At 39.5% G+C, this 18,732-nt stretch carries 18 protein-coding genes; 1 reads left to right on the top strand and 17 read right to left on the bottom strand.

Annotation, left to right across the window (positions count from 1 at the left end; all coding sequences use genetic code 11):
• Nucleotides 1-24: 24 nt before the first annotated feature.
• The 6 genes from N0O92_RS02335 to smc all read right to left on the bottom strand — a co-directional run bounded on the left by N0O92_RS02335 (nt 25) and on the right by smc (nt 7,186).
• Nucleotides 25-249, bottom strand: a complete 225-nt coding sequence (locus N0O92_RS02335; RefSeq protein WP_315613003.1) for a KH domain-containing protein — start codon at nt 247-249, stop codon at nt 25-27.
• A gap of 96 nt (nt 250-345) precedes the next feature.
• On the bottom strand, nt 346-618 hold the full coding sequence (rpsP, locus tag N0O92_RS02340; RefSeq protein WP_034629696.1) for a 30S ribosomal protein S16: 273 nt from the start codon (nt 616-618) through the stop codon (nt 346-348).
• A gap of 87 nt (nt 619-705) precedes the next feature.
• Nucleotides 706-2,061 carry a signal recognition particle protein gene (gene ffh / locus N0O92_RS02345; RefSeq protein WP_315613004.1) on the bottom strand — a complete coding sequence of 452 codons (1,356 nt, stop codon included), beginning with the start codon at nt 2,059-2,061 and terminating at the stop codon, nt 706-708.
• A gap of 11 nt (nt 2,062-2,072) precedes the next feature.
• Nucleotides 2,073-2,381, bottom strand: a complete 309-nt coding sequence (locus N0O92_RS02350; protein WP_396334464.1) for a putative DNA-binding protein — start codon at nt 2,379-2,381, stop codon at nt 2,073-2,075.
• A 226-nt stretch (nt 2,382-2,607) separates the two neighbouring features.
• Nucleotides 2,608-3,603, bottom strand: a complete 996-nt coding sequence (gene ftsY / locus N0O92_RS02355) for a signal recognition particle-docking protein FtsY (RefSeq protein ID WP_315613007.1) — start codon at nt 3,601-3,603, stop codon at nt 2,608-2,610.
• 16 nt (nt 3,604-3,619) lie between these two features.
• Nucleotides 3,620-7,186, bottom strand: coding sequence for a chromosome segregation protein SMC (smc, locus tag N0O92_RS02360; protein ID WP_315613008.1), 3,567 nt, complete (start codon nt 7,184-7,186; stop codon nt 3,620-3,622).
• A gap of 135 nt (nt 7,187-7,321) precedes the next feature.
• Here smc and N0O92_RS02365 point away from each other — a divergent pair, with 135 nt between their 5' ends.
• Nucleotides 7,322-7,543: a DUF1128 domain-containing protein gene (locus N0O92_RS02365; RefSeq protein WP_315613009.1), complete on the top strand. Its 222-nt coding sequence runs from the start codon at nt 7,322-7,324 to the stop codon at nt 7,541-7,543.
• 70 nt (nt 7,544-7,613) lie between these two features.
• Here the strand turns inward: N0O92_RS02365 and rnc are convergent, their stop codons facing one another.
• The 11 genes from rnc to N0O92_RS02420 all read right to left on the bottom strand — a co-directional run bounded on the left by rnc (nt 7,614) and on the right by N0O92_RS02420 (nt 18,701).
• The gene (rnc, locus tag N0O92_RS02370; protein ID WP_315613010.1) at nt 7,614-8,411 is read right to left on the bottom strand and encodes a ribonuclease III; all 798 of its coding nucleotides are present in this window, start codon (nt 8,409-8,411) and stop codon (nt 7,614-7,616) included.
• A gap of 71 nt (nt 8,412-8,482) precedes the next feature.
• Nucleotides 8,483-8,716 (bottom strand): acyl carrier protein, encoded by a 234-nt coding sequence (gene acpP, locus N0O92_RS02375; protein WP_034740877.1) that lies wholly within the window; start codon nt 8,714-8,716, stop codon nt 8,483-8,485.
• Between the two features lie 301 nt (nt 8,717-9,017).
• On the bottom strand, nt 9,018-9,758 hold the full coding sequence (gene fabG / locus N0O92_RS02380) for a 3-oxoacyl-[acyl-carrier-protein] reductase (RefSeq protein ID WP_315613238.1): 741 nt from the start codon (nt 9,756-9,758) through the stop codon (nt 9,018-9,020).
• Complete coding sequence (gene fabD, locus N0O92_RS02385; protein WP_315613011.1) at nt 9,758-10,708, bottom strand: ACP S-malonyltransferase; 951 nt, start codon at nt 10,706-10,708, stop codon at nt 9,758-9,760. The genes fabG and fabD overlap by 1 nt, the downstream gene beginning before the upstream one ends.
• 16 nt (nt 10,709-10,724) lie before the next feature.
• Entirely contained in the window at nt 10,725-11,720 is a 996-nt protein-coding gene (gene plsX / locus N0O92_RS02390) for a phosphate acyltransferase PlsX (protein ID WP_315613012.1), read from the bottom strand.
• The gene (gene fapR / locus N0O92_RS02395; RefSeq protein WP_315613013.1) at nt 11,720-12,298 is read right to left on the bottom strand and encodes a transcription factor FapR; all 579 of its coding nucleotides are present in this window, start codon (nt 12,296-12,298) and stop codon (nt 11,720-11,722) included. The genes plsX and fapR overlap by 1 nt, the downstream gene beginning before the upstream one ends.
• Nucleotides 12,299-12,381: 83 nt before the next feature.
• Nucleotides 12,382-14,430 carry an ATP-dependent DNA helicase RecG gene (recG, locus tag N0O92_RS02400; protein ID WP_315613014.1) on the bottom strand — a complete coding sequence of 683 codons (2,049 nt, stop codon included), beginning with the start codon at nt 14,428-14,430 and terminating at the stop codon, nt 12,382-12,384.
• The gene (gene sdaAA, locus N0O92_RS02405; protein WP_315613015.1) at nt 14,427-15,314 is read right to left on the bottom strand and encodes an L-serine ammonia-lyase, iron-sulfur-dependent, subunit alpha; all 888 of its coding nucleotides are present in this window, start codon (nt 15,312-15,314) and stop codon (nt 14,427-14,429) included. Before sdaAA ends, recG begins: the two co-directional genes overlap by 4 nt.
• 29 nt (nt 15,315-15,343) lie before the next feature.
• Nucleotides 15,344-16,006 (bottom strand): L-serine ammonia-lyase, iron-sulfur-dependent subunit beta, encoded by a 663-nt coding sequence (gene sdaAB / locus N0O92_RS02410; RefSeq protein ID WP_315613016.1) that lies wholly within the window; start codon nt 16,004-16,006, stop codon nt 15,344-15,346.
• A gap of 165 nt (nt 16,007-16,171) precedes the next feature.
• Entirely contained in the window at nt 16,172-17,026 is an 855-nt protein-coding gene (locus tag N0O92_RS02415; protein ID WP_315613017.1) for a DegV family protein, read from the bottom strand.
• 22 nt (nt 17,027-17,048) lie between these two features.
• A complete protein-coding gene (locus tag N0O92_RS02420) occupies nt 17,049-18,701 on the bottom strand; it encodes a DAK2 domain-containing protein (protein WP_315613239.1) in 1,653 nt (550 codons plus the stop codon).
• Between the last annotated feature and the right edge of the window lie 31 nt (nt 18,702-18,732).

The raw sequence follows: 18,732 nt of genomic DNA on the forward strand, positions 1-18,732 counted from the left end.
TTACCCTCGCCCTTTGTTGCGTTACTAATCCACGATGTCTAATCGTACTCGCTGCGAAGGCGTTGCGGCATATACTACCGAACGAATCGCTTTAACGGTTCGACCTTGCTTCCCTATGACCTTCCCCATATCGTCAGGATGAACAGTTAAACGTAAGTTAAGGGTTTGTCCCTCTTCTACTTCTTCCACTTGAACATATTCTGGTTGGTCAACAAGTGCTTTTACAATGTGTTCAACTAACGCTTTCATATAATTCTCCTTTTAGTATGTCATCAAAAAGGAAAGACGCTCATTACTTTAAATAAGAACCCAAAAGGAAAATCACTTTTGGATTCTTATTTTTTATTACTTCTGGTTTTTAGCGTTGTGTAACTTTTCCATTAAACCTTCTTTAGAGAAAAGGTTACGAACTGTATCAGAAGGTTTTGCACCTTTTAACATCCAGTCAAGAGCTTTCTCTTCAGCAATATCAACTTTTGCTGGTTGAGTTAATGGGTTGTACGTTCCAATTTCCTCGATGAAACGACCATCACGCGGTGCGCGAGAATCTGCTACTACTACACGATAAAATGGGGCCTTCTTAGAACCCATACGCTTTAAACGAATTTTTACTGCCATTCGTGGGACACCTCCAAAAATATTCACACAAAAATTTATATTATCATCAATTTCTCTAGTTATCAACTAGAAAAATGGATTTCCAGTTTAAAATGGAAGTTTAAAACCTCCAAGACCTTTTCCTCTTTTCTTTCCTTTACCTGAGGTCATACCGGCCATTTGCTTCATCATTTTTTTCATATCTTCAAATTGCTTCAAAAGACGGTTCACATCTTGAATGGTCGTTCCGCTTCCTTTCGCAATTCGGCGACGTCTGCTCGCATTCATAATACTTGGGTCTTGTTTCTCTTTTTTCGTCATAGAGCGAACGATCGCTTCTACTTTACCGATTTGCTTGTCATCTACTTTTAAGTCTTTCATACCTTTTTTATTCATACCAGGCATCATATTTAGTAGCTCATCAAGCGGACCCATACTACGAACTTGATCGAGCTGATCTAGAAAATCGTCAAAGGTGAAATCCATTGTACGCATTTTCTTCTCAAGTTCACGAGCTTTTTCCTCATCAACATTGGTTTGTGCTTTTTCAATTAATGACAGCACATCTCCCATTCCAAGAATCCTTGATGCCATACGATCTGGATGAAATGGCTCGAGTTGGTCAATTTTCTCTCCCATACCCGCAAACTTAATCGGTGTATTCGTAACGGCTTTAACAGAAATCGCTGCACCACCACGTGTATCACCATCAAGTTTTGTTAACACAACACCCGTTACATCAAGCTGTTCATTGAAACTTTCTGCCACATTGACTGCATCTTGTCCAGTCATTGCATCGACAACAAGTAAAATTTCATCAGGTTTAGCGATTTCTTTTACTTGTATTAATTCATCCATTAAGGTTTCGTCAATATGCAATCTACCAGCTGTATCAATTAAAACATAATCATGATGATCTTCTTTTGCCTTTTCAATTGCCTGCTTCGCAATTTCTACAGGGCTCACTTGATCACCAAGAGAGAACACAGGCATATTCAGTTGCTTTCCTAACGTCTCTAACTGCTTAATTGCAGCAGGTCGGTATATATCTGCAGCAACTAATAATGGCTGTCTGTTATGTTTTTTGCGCAAATGATTCGCAAGCTTCGCTGTAGTCGTCGTCTTACCAGCTCCTTGAAGCCCGACCATCATAACGACCGTTGGTGACTTCGGCGCAACTGCAATTTTGCTTTGTTCTCCTCCCATTAAGGCTGTTAATTCTTCATTAACAACTTTAATGACTTGTTGTCCAGGCGTTAAGCTTTTCATTACTTCTTGCCCAAGTGCTTTCTCTTTTACACTTGCAATGAATTGTTTGACAACTTTAAAGTTAACATCCGCTTCTAGTAAAGCGAGCCGAACTTCCCGCATCATTTCTTTTACGTCATTCTCGCTTACTTTACCTTTTCCACGAATTTTGGTTAACGTCCCTTGCAGTCGTTCCGCTAAACCTTCAAATGCCATGTTGTCGCCTCCTAATCTAATTTCTCAAGAGAGTCAAGCAGTGACATGAGCTCTTCAGGAGTCGCGTTTTTTTCAACTGCTGATTTCATCTGAGTTAAAAGCTCTGAACGCTCCTCAAATTTTGAGAGAAGCATCAGCTTCTTTTCGTAATCTTCTAACATAGCTTCAGTACGCTTAATGTTATCATATACGGCTTGGCGACTAACTTCAAACTCCTCAGCAATTTCACCTAACGAGAAATCATCAAGATAATACAATGACATATATTTACGTTGCTTCTGTGTTAGCAGCGACTGATAGAAATCATACAAATAATTCATTCTAAATGTCTTATCTAACACACAACCAACCCCTTGTTAAGTGATTTCCCTTTACGAGATATCATGTTACAACATCTAAGTTTAAGTGTCAAGTTTTTTTCTTAACATAACCTACTACAATTCTGTCACGCTCTTCTTAGTTTAAAATAAGCATCCGTTACGATTCTGTTTTTATCATTCAAGAAAGAGAAGCTGTACCGTTTGGTGCAGCTTCATCTACTGTTTTCTATTCTTCCTCTACTACTTCTGCTTCCACTAATTCACGGAACAATCCATACACAAATTGTTCTGCATCAAACGCCTGAAGATCATCCATCTGTTCTCCAAGTCCAACAAATTTGACTGGAATATCAAGCTCATGGCGAATAGCTAATACAATTCCACCTTTAGCTGTTCCATCAAGTTTTGTTAACACAATTCCTGATACATTTGTTGCCTTGCCAAACGTCTTAGCTTGCGACATTGCATTTTGACCAGTTGTCGCATCTAATACGAGAAGAACTTCGTGCGGCGCTCCTGGGACTTCACGTTCGATAACGCGTTTAACTTTTTCTAACTCATTCATTAAGTTTACTTTGTTTTGAAGTCGGCCAGCTGTATCACATAACAAAACATCAATATTACGTGATTTTGCGGCTTGTAAGGCATCATACATGACTGCAGCTGGGTCTGATCCCTCTTGTTGCTTAATTACGTCAACCCCTACTCGCTCTCCCCATACCTCAAGTTGTTCAATTGCACCAGCACGAAACGTATCTCCAGCTGCCATCATAACCGACTTCCCTTGTTGCTTAAGATGATAAGCTAATTTACCAATAGACGTAGTTTTCCCTACACCATTGACACCAACAACTAAAATCACGGTCATGCCATTTTCCTGAAGGTTTAAAGTCGTATCGTCACCTTCTTTTTCTAACAGCTCAGCTAATTTCTCTGAAATAACAGGTTGTATTTCTTTCGTATCTTTGATGTTACGAAGTCGAACTTCATCTTTTAGCTGATCAATTAATTCCATTACTGTTGTCACACCAACATCAGAACTGATAAGTAACTCTTCAAGCTCTTCAAAAAAGTCTTCATCAACTTTACGATATTTATAGACCAGTTCATTCATTCGCCCTACAAAGGAGTCCCGTGTTTTCTCTAAACCCTCTTTAAATTTATCTGTCACTTCTGATGTTTGGCTCGTTATTTTTTCTTTTAGTTTCTTAAAAAAGCTCATGTTTACACCTGACTTTCTATAATTTCATTAATTCATTCGTTTCTTCTAATTTAACCGAAACGAGACGAGATACACCAGATTCTTGCATCGTTATCCCATACAATACATCTGCTTCTTCCATCGTTCCTTTTCGATGTGTAATGACAATAAATTGTGTTGCTTCACTAAAGTCTTTTAGGAAGTTGGCAAATCTACTGACATTCGCTTCATCAAGAGCGGCTTCCACTTCATCCAATACGCAAAAAGGAACTGGTCGAACTTTTAATATAGCAAAAAGCAAACCTATTGCCGTCAATGAGCGTTCACCACCAGAAAGAAGAGCAAGATTTTGCATCTTTTTCCCCGGGGGCTTTGCTAAAATTTCTACGCCTGTTTCAAGCAAATTCTCTGGATCGGTTAAGACTAAATCTGCTTCTCCCCCACCAAACAATTCCCTGAATACGGTTTGAAAATGTTCACGAATTTGAACATAAGAATCGTAGAATCTTTTGGTCATCTCTTCATCCATCTCAGAGATCACATCATGTAATGTCGTTTTAGCCGTTAACAAATCCTTTTGCTGCTCTGACAAAAAGTCAAATCTCTCGCGAACTCGTTCATATTCATCAATTGCCCCAATATTAACTGTTCCTAGTTCTTCAATCGCAAGTTTAATTAATTTCACTTTCGTCCTAGCTTCTTCAGGAGGAAGGGTGAGCTTATATTTTTCTTTTGCCGCTTGAAAGGAGAGCTCGTATTCCTCTCGCAAGTGAGTCAATCTATTATCTAGCTCTACATCCATTCGATTGACTTTCACTTCAATTTTGCGACACTCATCAGCAAGTATGACATGCTCTGATTGCTGTATTTTTAACGTGTGTTCTAGTTCAGCATACGTTTGCTCGACCTCTTCTCGCTCGCTCTTCATATTCGCTATAGCTTCTGTTAACTTCGCCTTTTGCTGTCGACTTTTTTCAATTCGTACATCGAGACTAGTCTCACCGTCTGACCGGTCTGACATTTCTCCTATCAATAAACCATAATGATCTTTCTGTTCCGTTAGTTCTTCTTCTAGACGAGTTTTGGTTCTAGACACTTGTTCCGCTCGAACCTCAACTGAATGAAATCTCTCCTTCGCCGTAGCTAAATCAATTTGATCTTGAACTAATTCATCTTGAAGACTTTCTCTGGATTTCCGATGCTCCATTTGTTGTCGCTCAAGCATTTTGACTTTAGACTCTAACTCGGAAGCTTGAATTGTCGCTTCTTCAGATGCTTTCGTCAAATCAGATAAACGATGTTTCAATCGTCTAACTTCCTCTACATATCCCGTTTTGTCTCGATCAAAGCGCGAATACTGATCCTGCGATCTTTCCACTTCTCTTTCTAATTCTCGGACTGTTGCTTTCGCATCTTGAACGATTTGCCTTAATTCTTCACCCTTTGTCCGTAACTCTTCTAAAGCTTGTTCTTTCTGAGATCTCTTCGTCTTTAATTCTCTCACTTCAGCCTCAAGCTTTTTCGTTACGTTATCAAGTTTTTGAAGCTTTTCTTTTAAGTCCTCAAGTTCTCTCTTTCGACCAAGTAATGGTGTTTGGGTCTGCTTAACAGATCCACCTGTCATCGAACCTCCAGGGTTAACTACATCCCCTTCAAGGGTAACAATACGCAAACGGTGACCAGAAAGTTTCGCTATCTCGTTTGCTCCTTGCAAATGGCGCGCGACAATGACATTACCAAGTAAATTCGAAATGATCGCCTCATATCGGTCGTCATAAGCAAGTAGTGTTGAAGCTACACCTACAAAAGCACTATGTTTTTTCATTTGTTCAATTTGAAATTCAGAGATACTTTTTGGCTTTATAACAGGCAATGGAAGAAAAGTTGCTCTTCCCATTCGACTCTGTTTCAAAAATTGAATAGCCAATCTCGCATCAGCTTCGGTCTTCATGACGATATGTTGAGAGGCACCTCCTAAGGCAATTTCGACCGCCGTTTCATATTCCTTTGGAACTTGAATCAGCTCAGCAACCGCACCAATCACTCCCGATAATTTGCTATCCCTAGCTTTTAACACTTCTTTTACTCCATGAAAAAATCCCGAAAAATCAGCTTGCATTTCTTCTAAAACATCTGCTCTAGATTGGATCTTTTGTGCCATTTGATAGGTTTCATAGAGTTGACTTTCTTTCTTTTGATATCGTTCTTTCTCTTGTTCAAACGTTCGTAACAACGCCCGGTAGTCTTCTCCAACCTTTTCGAGTATTCGTTCTTGAAGAATAGCATCTTGCTCGGCTGCTTCAAGTTTTTTCTTCACTTGCTCTCGAGCTTGTAGCAAGTCCTCATTTTCAATAAGCAATCGTTCATGCCTAGCCTCTTGTTTTTGTAATTGCTCTTCTAAATAACGCTTTTCATTCCGAATACTTGCTTGCTCATTTAAAACTTCAATGTAATCCGCTTTATATTGATCAATCTCTTCCTCAACATCTGAATGCGTACGCTCCAAAGCATGTTGTTTCTTTAAAACTGCCTCTTTTAAAACAGAGAGCCTTTGGCTAGCGGTTGCTAACGCCTCTTGTTCTTCTTCCCATTCAACGAGTATAGACTGAAGCTGGGATGTCTTGTCGTTAATCGAGCGTTCAAGCTGCGCTTTATTTTCAGAAGCATTCTTTTTCCGTTCTTTAAGGACTTCCCGTTTTCCTTCGCTTTTCTCAAGTTCTTCACTCGCTTGTAACAGTTCTTCTTGTAAATGAGTGAATTGCGTTGATAGCCGATTCGTCTTTTCCCGAAGCGTCGCTCTCAACTGTTCCATTTCTTCAAGCTTTTTTTGACGTTCTTCATAAGACAGCAAGAGGTTTTGAAGGTTATCTTTTTCAAGGGTCCAAATTTCATGAAGTTCGTCAATTTCATGAACCAATAAAGCGATATCCACTTCCTTTAACTCGTCACGTTTATGTAGATAATCTTTTGCTATAGAAGCTTGTATCTCCAAAGGTTCTACTTGCCCCTCAAGTTCATGCAAAATGTCTTCTACCCGGTAAAGATTTTCTTGGGTTTCTTGTAAACGTTTTTCTGCTTTTATTTTTCTAGTCTTGTATTTTAAGACCCCTGCGGCCTCTTCAAAAATCACGCGACGGTCCTCTGCTTTATTGCTTAGAATTTCTTCTACCTTTCCTTGACCTATTATAGAATAGGCTTCTCTCCCTAACCCAGAGTCAAGAAATAAGTCAACGATATCCTTTAGACGACATGCCTGCTTATTAATTAAGTACTCACTGTCACCAGAGCGATACACTCTTCTTGTTACACTCACTTCACTATAATCTATAGATAAATGCTGATCTTCGTTATCTAAAATGAGGCTAACTTCGGCATAATTTAATGGTTTTCTACTATCACTGCCGGCAAAAATGATATCCTCCATTTTGGAGCCCCGCAATGATTTTGCCGATTGTTCACCTAAAACCCAGCGAATACTATCTGAAATATTGCTTTTTCCACTTCCATTTGGTCCAACTACTGCTGTCACTCCTGGCACAAAATCGATATTGATTTGTTCAGCAAAAGACTTGAACCCAACGACTTCTAGTCGCTTGAGGAACATATTCCTTCCCCCTAACCTTTAATTAACAACTAACCTATTTTACCATAGTCTATGCCTCAATTACAGATGGAGAGGACAAAAGGACAAGTGTATGATACGATACATACATAAACAATCTAGGGGTGAATCGAACCGATGAATTTAGACGTAAATACACGTGACAATATTGAATACATGATTGAAGAAATTAAGAACAAATTGCAAATAGTCAATGCAGGAGCATTAAATTCAAAGAGCTTTGACACTGAGCAGTATGAAGAATTACGAGATATTTACGAAATGATTCAGAAGAAGTCCTCTTTCTCTGTTAGTGAATTAGACGCTATCGTAACCGAATTAGGAAGATTACGTAAATAACCAACCAATGAATTATGAATTCAACAAATAAAAAAATGTCCTCTCGATTTCCATATGAGAGGACATTTTTTTATTTTAACTTTTCATGCTCACTTAACTTCATTAATGCTTGTTGCGCAGCATGTTGCTCTGCTTCCTTTTTTGATCTACCTGTTCCAATTCCAAGAGCAGCTTCATTCAATTGCACCTCCGAGACAAACTCTCGATTGTGTGCAGGTCCACGTTCCTGTACGATAATATATTGGATTTGCCCTAGGTTGTCACGTTGAATGAACTCTTGAAGCTGACTTTTGAAATCCATCATATGAGAGAAAGCACCTTCATTTATTTTTGGATACATCGTATCATTCAAAAATTTGAAGACTGAATCTAATCCTTGATCAAGATAAAGAGCGCCAATAAAAGCTTCAAAGACGTCTGCCAAAAGAGCTGGTCTGGCACGTCCCCCCGTCATTTCTTCTCCTTTTCCTAGTAAAACGATCTCTCCAAAATGCAACTCCTGAGCAAATTGAGCAAGAGAAGGTTCACAAACAATAGAAGCACGTAGTTTCGTCATATCGCCTTCACTCATCGTTTTAAACTTCTTAAATAGGAACTGAGAAACGGAAAGTTCTAACACTGCATCTCCTAAAAACTCTAATCGCTCATTGTCTTGAAAAGAATAAATACGGTGCTCGTTTACATAGGATGAATGGGTGAAAGCCTGAATTAATAGCTTTCTGTTTTCAAAAGTCAACTCAGTTCGCTGCATTAAATCATCAAACTTCTTTTTCTGCTCTTCTGTAAGAATCATTTTGCGATTTCCCCGTCTTCGATCATTTGAATAATGGGATTTCGACTTTCGTTGGTATTTCGAAGATTGTGGCATAGCTACCTCCAACATCATTCATATTAAATTGAAAGCAAGTCCCACATGGCCAAGCATATGGGACTCCCTTTTTACTGACGGCTGTTTATGTAATCAACTACATCAGCTACAGTTGAAATTTTTTCTGCTTCTTCATCAGAAATTTCAAGATCAAATTCATCTTCAAGTTCCATTACTAATTCAACCACATCTAGTGAATCAGCACCTAAATCATCCTTAAATGAAGCTTCTGGCTTTACTTCAGCCTCTTCCACTCCTAGACGATCAACAACGATTTTAGTAACACGTGATAATGTATCTGCCATGTTTCGTTCACCTCCTCTCAAAGATCAAAGCAAGCTACATCACAACAAGGTGAAGGCTAGGAAAAGTTTACCTATGAACACCCGCTCTGTCAACTAGCTATTTATAAAATTACATAAAAAAGCTAAATTCGACTTTTTATAAGGATATTCTTCCTTATCCGTGCGAACATGTGGCGCTGGCTTCTCTCGCCGTGCGCCCTTTAGGAGAAACCCACTCCTAAAAGGCTTAAAACATTACGGCGGCTCCGCTCATCGCTTCGAGTTACTATCAAAAGGGAAAACCGCCCTTTTGATAGTAACTCTACATCACCATTCCGCCGTCTACGTGGAGGGTTTGTCCTGTCATATAGTCTGCATCAGGGCTTGCTAAGAAGCGTACAACATTAGCAATGTGTTCTGGTTTCCCTAGTGTAGCTAGTGGAATTTGCGAGAGCAATTGACCTTTCATATCCTCACCTAATTCATCTGTCATATCTGTTTCGATAAATCCAGGTGCAACGGCGTTCACATGAATATTTCTGTTCGCAAGTTCTCGAGCCATTGTTTTTGTTAAGCCAATAACCCCTGCCTTAGCCGCTACGTAATTCGCTTGACCGGGATTGCCTAACACTCCAACAACGGATGCTACATTGATAATTCTACCGTAGCGTTGTTTCATCATTTGTCTTGTTACTGCTTTTCCACAGTTAAAAACACCTTTTAAATTCGTGTTAATAACTGCATCCCATTCTTCTTCTTTCATTCTCATAATTAAATTGTCCTTCGTGATTCCTGCATTGTTTACAAGAATATCAACACGTCCGAACACTTCAATGGTTTCTTTAACCATAGCCTGAACTTGTTCGCTGTCAGCAACATCTGCTTGAATAGCTAAAGCATCAACACCAAGTGATTTAATTTCAGCAACGACTTGTTCAGCTCTCTCTTGGCTTCCTGCATAGTTCACAACTACATTGGCCCCATTTCGCCCCAACTCTATTGCCGTCGCTCGTCCAATTCCACGAGACGCTCCTGTAACTATGGCTGTTTTCCCTTGTAACATCATTCTGTCACTCCTTCTAACATCTCTTTCAGCTTTTGAACGCCTTCTCGATTACTTACCGCCACTACTTTTGCTCTTCTTTCCACTTTACGGACTAGACCTGAGAGGACATTACCAGAACCTACTTCCACAAACAATTCAACACCTTCATCTAGCAGTGTACGAATCGTATCTTCCCAAAGAACAGGGGAATAAACTTGTTCAAAAAGATTTTCCCTAATTTGCGACGCTTCTTGTACTCCTTTTGCAGACACATTTGCAATAACGGGAATGGTAGCGTCTGAAACGGATAATTGTTCTAGTATTTCCTTCAATTTGATAGCGGCAGGTTTCATAAGGCTTGAATGAAACGGTCCACTCACCTGAAGAGGAATCACTCTTTTTGCACCGGCTTCTTTTGCTTTTTCACTAGCAAATTGTACCCCTTTAGCAGAACCTGAAATTACGATCTGCCCCGGACAATTTAAGTTTGCCAATTCTGCGGGCTCAGATGTCTCCTTGCTCACCTTTAAGCAAACATCTTCTAAGACACTTCGCTCTAAACCAAGTACAGCAGCCATTGCTCCTTCTCCATAAGGAACAGCTTCCTCCATAAACAATCCACGGTTTCTAACTGCAAATACCGCATCTTCAAAGGACATGGCACCTGCAGCTACTAATGCGCTATACTCACCCAAGCTATGACCCGCTACGTAATCAGGCTGAATGTTTTCCTCTTTTAACAGTTCTAGCACAGCTGTACTCATTGTCACTAAAGCTGGTTGTGTATTCTCTGTACGTCTCAATGTCTCTTCAGGGCCGTGAAGCATTACTTCTGATAAAGAATATCCTAGCCTTTGATCTGCACGTTCAAAGATCTCCTTACAAACTCGTTCCTCATCTAGTAATTCTTGCCCCATTCCAACAGCTTGAGACCCTTGTCCTGGAAATAAAAAAGCAATTTTACCCATAATCTTCCCTCCTCTTTTACTTTGCTTCTTCGATTTTAGCAACTTCATTTTTAATGATGGTTACTACTTGATGCTCAACCATTTCTTTCGCTTGCCTAATCGCATGGAAAAAAGCAATTTCATCTGATGAACCATGTGCTTTAATAACAGGTGCCTTTAATCCATACAGTCCAGCACCGCCATATTCAGAATAACTTAATTGACTTTTGATTTCTTTAAAGCTCGATTTTAACATTCCGGCAGCTAACTTATTCACAAATGAACTCGTTAGTTCTTTCTTCAACAAAGAAAACAAAGTTCCTGCTGTCCCTTCAACCGACTTTAAGACAAGGTTCCCTGAGAAGCCATCACAAACGACAACATCCGCCACACCTGACAATAAATCGCGGGCTTCTACGTTTCCAACGAAATTTATTTCACTCGATTTTAAAAGAGGAAAAGCTGCTTTCGTCAGCTCATTTCCTTTCCCATCTTCCGTGCCAACATTTAATAGCCCTACACGTGGATTTTTAACGTTTCGTACCATTTCCATATATGTCTTACCAATAATGGCATATTGTTGTAGGTGTTCAGGCTTTGCATCCATATTGGCACCTACATCTAATAATAAAAATCCTTTCCCATCAAGTGTAGGTAACATAGGAGATAATGCAGGACGATCAATCCCTTTTATGCGACCCACATGTAATAACCCTGCAGTCATTAACGCCCCTGTATTCCCTGAGGAAATACATGCATCAGCACGGCCTTCCTTGACCTCTCTGACGGCTAATACCATTGAAGAATCTTTTTTTCTTCGAACAGCTGTTGTTGGTTGATCTGTATCTTCAATTTTTTCCGTTGTATGTAATATCTTTAATTGCTTTTCGCTCGTAATATGTTTTTTAATTTCTGCTTCATTTCCTACTAATGTAATCTCCAGTTCAGGAAACGCTTGAATCGCTTTTTGAGCAGCTTCTACTTGTGCTTTAGGCGCATGATCTCCTCCCATAGCATCAATGGATATGTTCATTAGGACTCTCTCCTTCTCGTCTCTCTTTCCGTTGTCCGAAACATCACAAATTCACCTGAAAATACTAGCTCTTGATCTACATAGCTTTTCACTTCTACTGATGTTCTTCCTTTTTCAATACCTGTTATATTTGCTTTTGCTATAACTCTTTCCCCAGCTTGTACTTGTCTAGTGAATCGAATGGTTGCCTTTTGTGTAAGAGCCATCTCATCATCAATTATTGCCACCGCTAACGAATTCGCTTGAGCGAATAAATGATGTCCACGAGCAATTCCGCTCCGAGTAAAAACATGTTCAGTTCTTACGTCTAAAATGGAGATTGCCCGTTCATCTAATTGCAAATCAACAATTTCTCCAATCACTTCTTCTGGAGAAAGTGCTTTAACATCGTCAAGTTGTTTCTTAGCCACACCTTTTATTCGTTCTCTTAACTCAGGAATAGCTAGCTCTAGTCGATCAAGGCGGATCGTTTGGATACTAACAGAAAATTGATCGGCAAGATCTTCATCTGTCATAAAAGGATTCTCTTCTAACGTTACTTTTAAGAGGTCTTGTCTTTCCTTTTTCTTTCGTTTCATGGCATGCACCGCCCACTTTGCTCATTGAATATATGACTAGGTCCTAAGAGTAGTATATAATTGCTGTTCACTGATTTCAATAGTCAATCGATCTTTTGACCGTTTAAGACCCCTTTTTCCTCAATATAACGACGTAATCCTTCATACCTTTTTTCAGTCCAAAATTCAGCTGATTCAACTAGTTTTACAGCATCTTGCCTCGCTACTTCCAGCGCCCGATAATCATGGACAACATCCGCAACTTTAAAATCTGGGAGTCCGCTTTGCTTCGCACCAAAGAAGTCACCTGGACCTCTCAACTCTAAATCCCGTTCAGAAAGAACAAAACCATCATTCGTTTCCGTCATAATTTTCATTCGTTCTTTCCCAACTTCAGACTTAGGATCTGCTAGTAACACGCAATACGACTGAGCCTCTCCTCGACCCACTCTGCCTCGTAGTTGATGAAGCTGCGCTAGCCCAAAGCGTTCCGCATCATAAATGACCATAATAGTAGCATTAGGAACATTTACTCCTACTTCTACCACTGTTGTAGAAACTAGAATTTGCGTTTCATTCACACTGAACGATTCCATTACAGCTTCTTTTTCAGAGGCATGAAGACGCCCATGCATTAAACCGACTTTCCATTTCCCTTTATAGTGTTGCTCTAAAATCATGTGAACATCAATGGCATTTTGGACATCGAGTTTTTCTGACTCTTCAATGAGTGGACAAATTACATATGCTTGTCTACCTGCCCGAAGCTCTTTTTCTATAAATTCTAACACCCGCTCGAGCATGTCTGGCTTAGCCCAATACGTTTCAATTTTCTTTCTTCCCGCTGGCATTTCATCAATAATCGACACATCCATATCACCAAATACTGAAATAGCCAAAGTTCGCGGGATAGGAGTAGCTGTCATAAAAAGAACATCTGGATTTTCTCCTTTGTCCCGTAAAACTCTCCTTTGTTCCACACCAAAACGATGTTGTTCATCCGTAACAACCAATCCTAGTTTATGAAACTTCACATCGTCTTGAATCAAAGCATGTGTACCGACTACCAAAGGCAAATCACCATTTTCCAATAACGCCAATCGCTCAGCCCTTTTTTTCCCTTTAACAGAACCTGATAACAGTTCAACAGGAATTCCGTATGGTTCTAAAATGCCTTTTAATGATTGAACATGTTGTTCAGCAAGTATTTCTGTCGGAACCATTAATGCAGCTTGATAGCCTGCACGAATGACGGCGTACATACAAATAGCTGCAACAACCGTTTTTCCTGACCCAACATCACCTTGAAGCAACCGGTTCATCCGATAACTTGATTGAATGTCGGTAATAATTTCATGGACTACTCGCCTTTGCGCACCTGTTAAAGGAAATGGAAGATTGTCTATAAATACTGAAATCTCATAATCAGGAACTTGAAGGGCTCTCCCATTCGTATGATCTCTATTTGCCTTTCGGAACGCTTGCATTTTTAATTGAAATAATAAAAATTCCTCATAGACCATTCTTCTTCGAGCATGTTTCATTGATTCCGCATTGGGAGGAAAATGAAGTCTAGATAACGCTTCTTTTTTACTAGGAAGTTTGTACATATGTAAGATTTCACTTGGAAGAATATCATCAATCTCAGAACCATATTGATTCATTGCTTGATAAATAAACTTATGAATACCTTTTGTTGTTAACTTACCCGATACCGAGTAAATCGGAGAAATCGTCTGCTCTTTTTCTTCCCGACCTTTATGTAGTTCACTTCCCGTAATCGTCATCCTATGCTGATCCCATTTCCCCGTAATCGTCAGTTCGGATCCAACACTAATTTGACTTTTTAAAAAAGCTCGATTGAAGAATGTAACGGTTATTAAAATTTGATTAACTAAAAATCGAAAGGAAAGGCGATTTTTCTTCTTGCCAAAATAGCGAACAGTCGGTTCACTCTGGACAGCCCCATTTACGGTTACCCGTTCTTCGTGTTTTACTTCATGTAAATCTTTTAATTTGTAGTCTTCATAACGAAAAGGAAAATGCTCCAGTAAATCGCCAACTGTATAAATTCGTAAGCCTTGTAATTGCTTTGCCGTTTCTTCTCCAACGCCCGCCACTTCTGTAACGGGCCTATTCATTGCATCATTCATTTCTTATCGAGCGACACACCATAAATTTTCGCTTCAAGCTCACGCCCTGTTGGTGTCGCAGCCAACCCTCCTTGTGCTGTTTCTCTTAACGCTTCAGGCATTGTTTGACCTATCTTATACATCGCATCTATTACTTCATCACAAGGAATTCTGCTCGTAATTCCTGCCAGAGCCATATCTGCTGCTACGACAGCAATTGAAGCTCCAATTGCATTTCGTTTCACACAAGGGACTTCCACCAGACCAGCAACAGGGTCGCACACTAGTCCTAACATATTTTTTAGAGCAATGGCCATTGCTTCAGCAGATTGACTTGGAGTGCCTCCTGCAAGTTCAACAAGAGCAGCAGCAGCCATTCCAGTAGCAGACCCTACTTCTGCTTGACATCCCCCTGCTGCACCCGAAATGGATGCATTATTTGCAACAACAAATCCGAAGGCACCTGCTACAAATAAATAATGGACCATTTGTTCATCTGTCGGCTCTAGTTTTTTTGTCATTCCAAATAAGACACCTGGAACTACTCCTGCAGAACCAGCTGTAGGTGTAGCACAAATGGTTCCCATGGCAGCATTCACTTCATTCGTTGCCACCGCTTTACTTACTGCATCCAAAACGGTTTCACTTGATAGGTAGTTTCCTTTTTTTATATATTCTTGAAGCAAAACCGCATCTCCGCCGGTTAAACCTGACACAGAGCGAACCTTCTCGGTTATTCCTCTTTCTACCGCCGCTTTCATAACCTGTAGATTTTTTTGCATCTGCCCCTTAATCTCTTCCACTGTGCGACCTGTTACCTCTACCTCTTGTTCAATCATCACGTCTGAGATTTTCTTATTACTAGATTCAGCAAGTTCAATTAATTCAGCTACGTTTCTAAACACAAAAGCCACCTCCACTTCGTACACTTTTTCTAATCGTGAATTTTTGTTACATTCATAATATTCGGCAATTTCTCTAATTGAAGCAAAATTGAATCGTCTACATTTTGATCTACTTCAATAACCATTAACGCCTCTTTTCCACGTTCTTTCCGCGATACTTCCATATGTCCGATGTTTATTTCATATTTCGCGAGTACATTAGACACACTAGCAATAACCCCATATCGATCGTTATGAACAACAAGGATAGCAGGATGATTTCCTGATAAGCGAAGAACAAAACCATTTAATTCAATAATTTCAATTTTTCCTCCTCCAATCGATATACCCACAAGTTCTATCGATTCCCCATCTTTTGTTAGCACAACTTTCGCTGTATTTGGATGGTCAGTGATAGCCTCCTCTTCATGAAAGTTCACTTCGATCGCTTGATCTTTGGCAATAGTTAATGCTTCAGTAATACGAGTATCAAAAGTGTCAAAGTCCAACACTCCACCGACAATGGCAACATCTGTCCCATGCCCTCTGTATGTTTTTGCAAAAGAACCGTAAAAATAAATATCTGCTCGGTCTGGTTTTTGCCCAAATAACGTACGAGCAACCCTCCCAATCCTAGCTGCGCCCGCTGTATGTGAGCTCGATGGTCCAATCATTACTGGACCTATAATGTCAAAGACTGTACGATACTTCATTGTAACCCCCCTATTCTAATGCCATTATACAAAAAAAGAAAAAGTGACTCAGGAGAAGTGCCGACTAGCGAACACAATATCGTTTCAACGAAAAGGTGGAACCATTTTCATTGTCAATTGCACACTAGATGTCAGGCATCTTCAACGTGAGTCACCCTAATATAATTAAGCTTTTGTCATAGCTATAGAAACCGTTCCAGGTCCAACATGCGAACCAATAACGGCTCCTATTGATGTAATTACATCGCTTTTTACATCAAACTCTTTTTTAATGTTTGACATCATTTCTTGAGCCAACGAATCATTAACAGCATGTGAAATTCCTACATGTACTGGATCGGTCCCGTATTTTTCTTTTAAGATTTCAAGAATACGGTTCATTGCTTTTTTCTGACCACGCACTTTCTCAAATGGGTACACTTCCCCTTCTTCTGATAAAGATAAAATAGGTTTTATCTTTAACATAGACCCAAAAATGGCTGAAGCTTTGCCAATTCGTCCATTTTTTTGTAGGTACTCAAGTGTATCAACCATAAAAAACACATTCGTATCTTGAAGGAGTTCCTCTAATCTGGCACGACAATCTTCTAAAGAATGACCTTCTTTGGCCATTTTTGCTAATTCAACAACGATGATTCCAACTGCATAAGACGCTCGTTTTGAATCAATAACGTGGATCGAATCTTCAGCTTCCATAGATTGCTTAGCAATGGTAGCAGCTTGGTACGTTCCACTCATCTTAGAAGATAAATGAATAGAAAGAATCGTGCATTCCTCATCATTTAAAAGGGAGCGGTATACTTCTTCAAACTGGTAAGGTGTTGGCTGAGATGTAGATGGTATCGTATTTGTTTCCTCGACTTTTTTGTAAAAATCATCAGCTAACAAGGTTACTCCATCTTCATACGATTCTGTTTCTGAGAAGATGACATTTAACGGTACGATCGTAAGACCTAACTCTTCAGCTAAATCAGCTGGAATATCTGCCGTGCTATCTGTTACAATTTTCACTTTTGGCATGACTTTCCTCCTTCACTCTACTTTACTCAACAGAGATAATATACGAGTAAAGTGGCTGATTTCCTACGTGTACATCGACTTCAACATCTGGGAACTCGTCTTCTATAAAACCAACAAGCGAATTTGTCTGCTCTTCAGACGCGTCTTCGCCTTGCAAAAGAGTAACAATTTCACTTTCATCGTCAATCATCTGCTTGAAAAGTTCTTTTGTTACTTCAAGAATATCGGCACCAGAACTAACAATTTTCTTCTCAGCAATACCCATAAAATCATCTTTTTTAATATCAATTCCATCAATATTCGTATCACGAACAGCAAACGTCACCTGACCTGACTTAACTGTCGACAACGCGTCTTTCATCATGCCAGCATTGATCTCTAAACCTTGAGTTGGATTAAATGATAATAAGGCAGCTAGACCTTGTGGAACGGTTTTTGAAGGAACAACGACTGCTTTCTCACCGACCACTTCGGCAGCTTGCTCAGCAGCCATAATAATGTTTCCATTGTTAGGTAAGATAATCACTTTTTCTGCATGAACTTCCTCAATTGCATTAATGATATCTTCCGTACTTGGATTCATTGTTTGGCCACCTTCAATTACAACCCCAGCACCTAACCCTTTAAAAAGATTAGCAATACCTTCTCCCATTGCAACCGTTACAATTCCAAATTCACTCTTTTCCTTTTTCTTATCAACAGGAGTTGATTCTTGTCCGTACACTTCTTTTGTTTCATCAAGAAGGTGAGTATGTTGTTCACGCATATTCTCTATCTTAATATTAATTAATTCCCCATACCTTTGCGCCTTCGTTAAAACTTCTCCTGGCTGCTCAGCATGAATATGTACTTTAATTAAATCATCATCTGAAACAACAAGAAGTGAATCACCAACCTGACTTAATTCTTCTCTAAAATCAGTTTCAACAAATGGATGTTTCTTTGTTTTTTCAGTATCAATTCGAACCATCACTTCTGTACAGAACCCAAACTCAATATCTTCAGTAGCCATATGACTTTGAGCATTGTGATGTTCAACCTTTACTAGATTCTCCATGGAAACTTCGTCTACTGGTGAAATATTTTCTGAGAGCTTTTCCCCTTTTAATACAGCAAGAAAACCTTCATAAATATAAACCAATCCTTGTCCTCCAGAATCGACTACACCTACCTCTTTTAAGACAGGAAGCAAATCTGGTGTTCGCTTTAACGAAGCTTTTGCTTCTTTTAACGTTTCTTCCATCACATAAATAACATCATCATGTTTCTTCGCTACTTTTAAAGAGTGTTTGGCAGCATCTTTGGCGACAGTTAAAATCGTACCTTCTACAGGTTTCATAACCGCTTTATAGGCTGTTTCAACTCCACTCTCAAATGCCTGCGCTAAATCAGAAGCTGTAATTTGTTTTTTTCCTTCAACCTGCTTAGAGAACCCTCTAAATAGTTGTGAAAGGATTACACCTGAATTCCCTCTTGCTCCCATTAGCAACCCTTTTGCAAACGAAGCAGCTACTTTACTCGAGTCATCTTGAATGTTTTGTTTTACTTCCTTTACTCCAGAAGTAATAGACAGGTTCATATTTGTCCCTGTGTCTCCATCTGGTACAGGAAACACATTTAATGCATCTACCACTTTCACGTGCCTCGCTAAATTAGCTGCTCCTTCAATAAACATATAGGCAAGCTTATTACCCTCAATTTGTTTT

The sequence above is a fragment of the Alkalihalobacillus sp. MEB130 genome, from assembly GCF_032335535.1.
Lineage (GTDB): Bacteria > Bacillota > Bacilli > Bacillales > Bacillaceae_D > Halalkalibacter.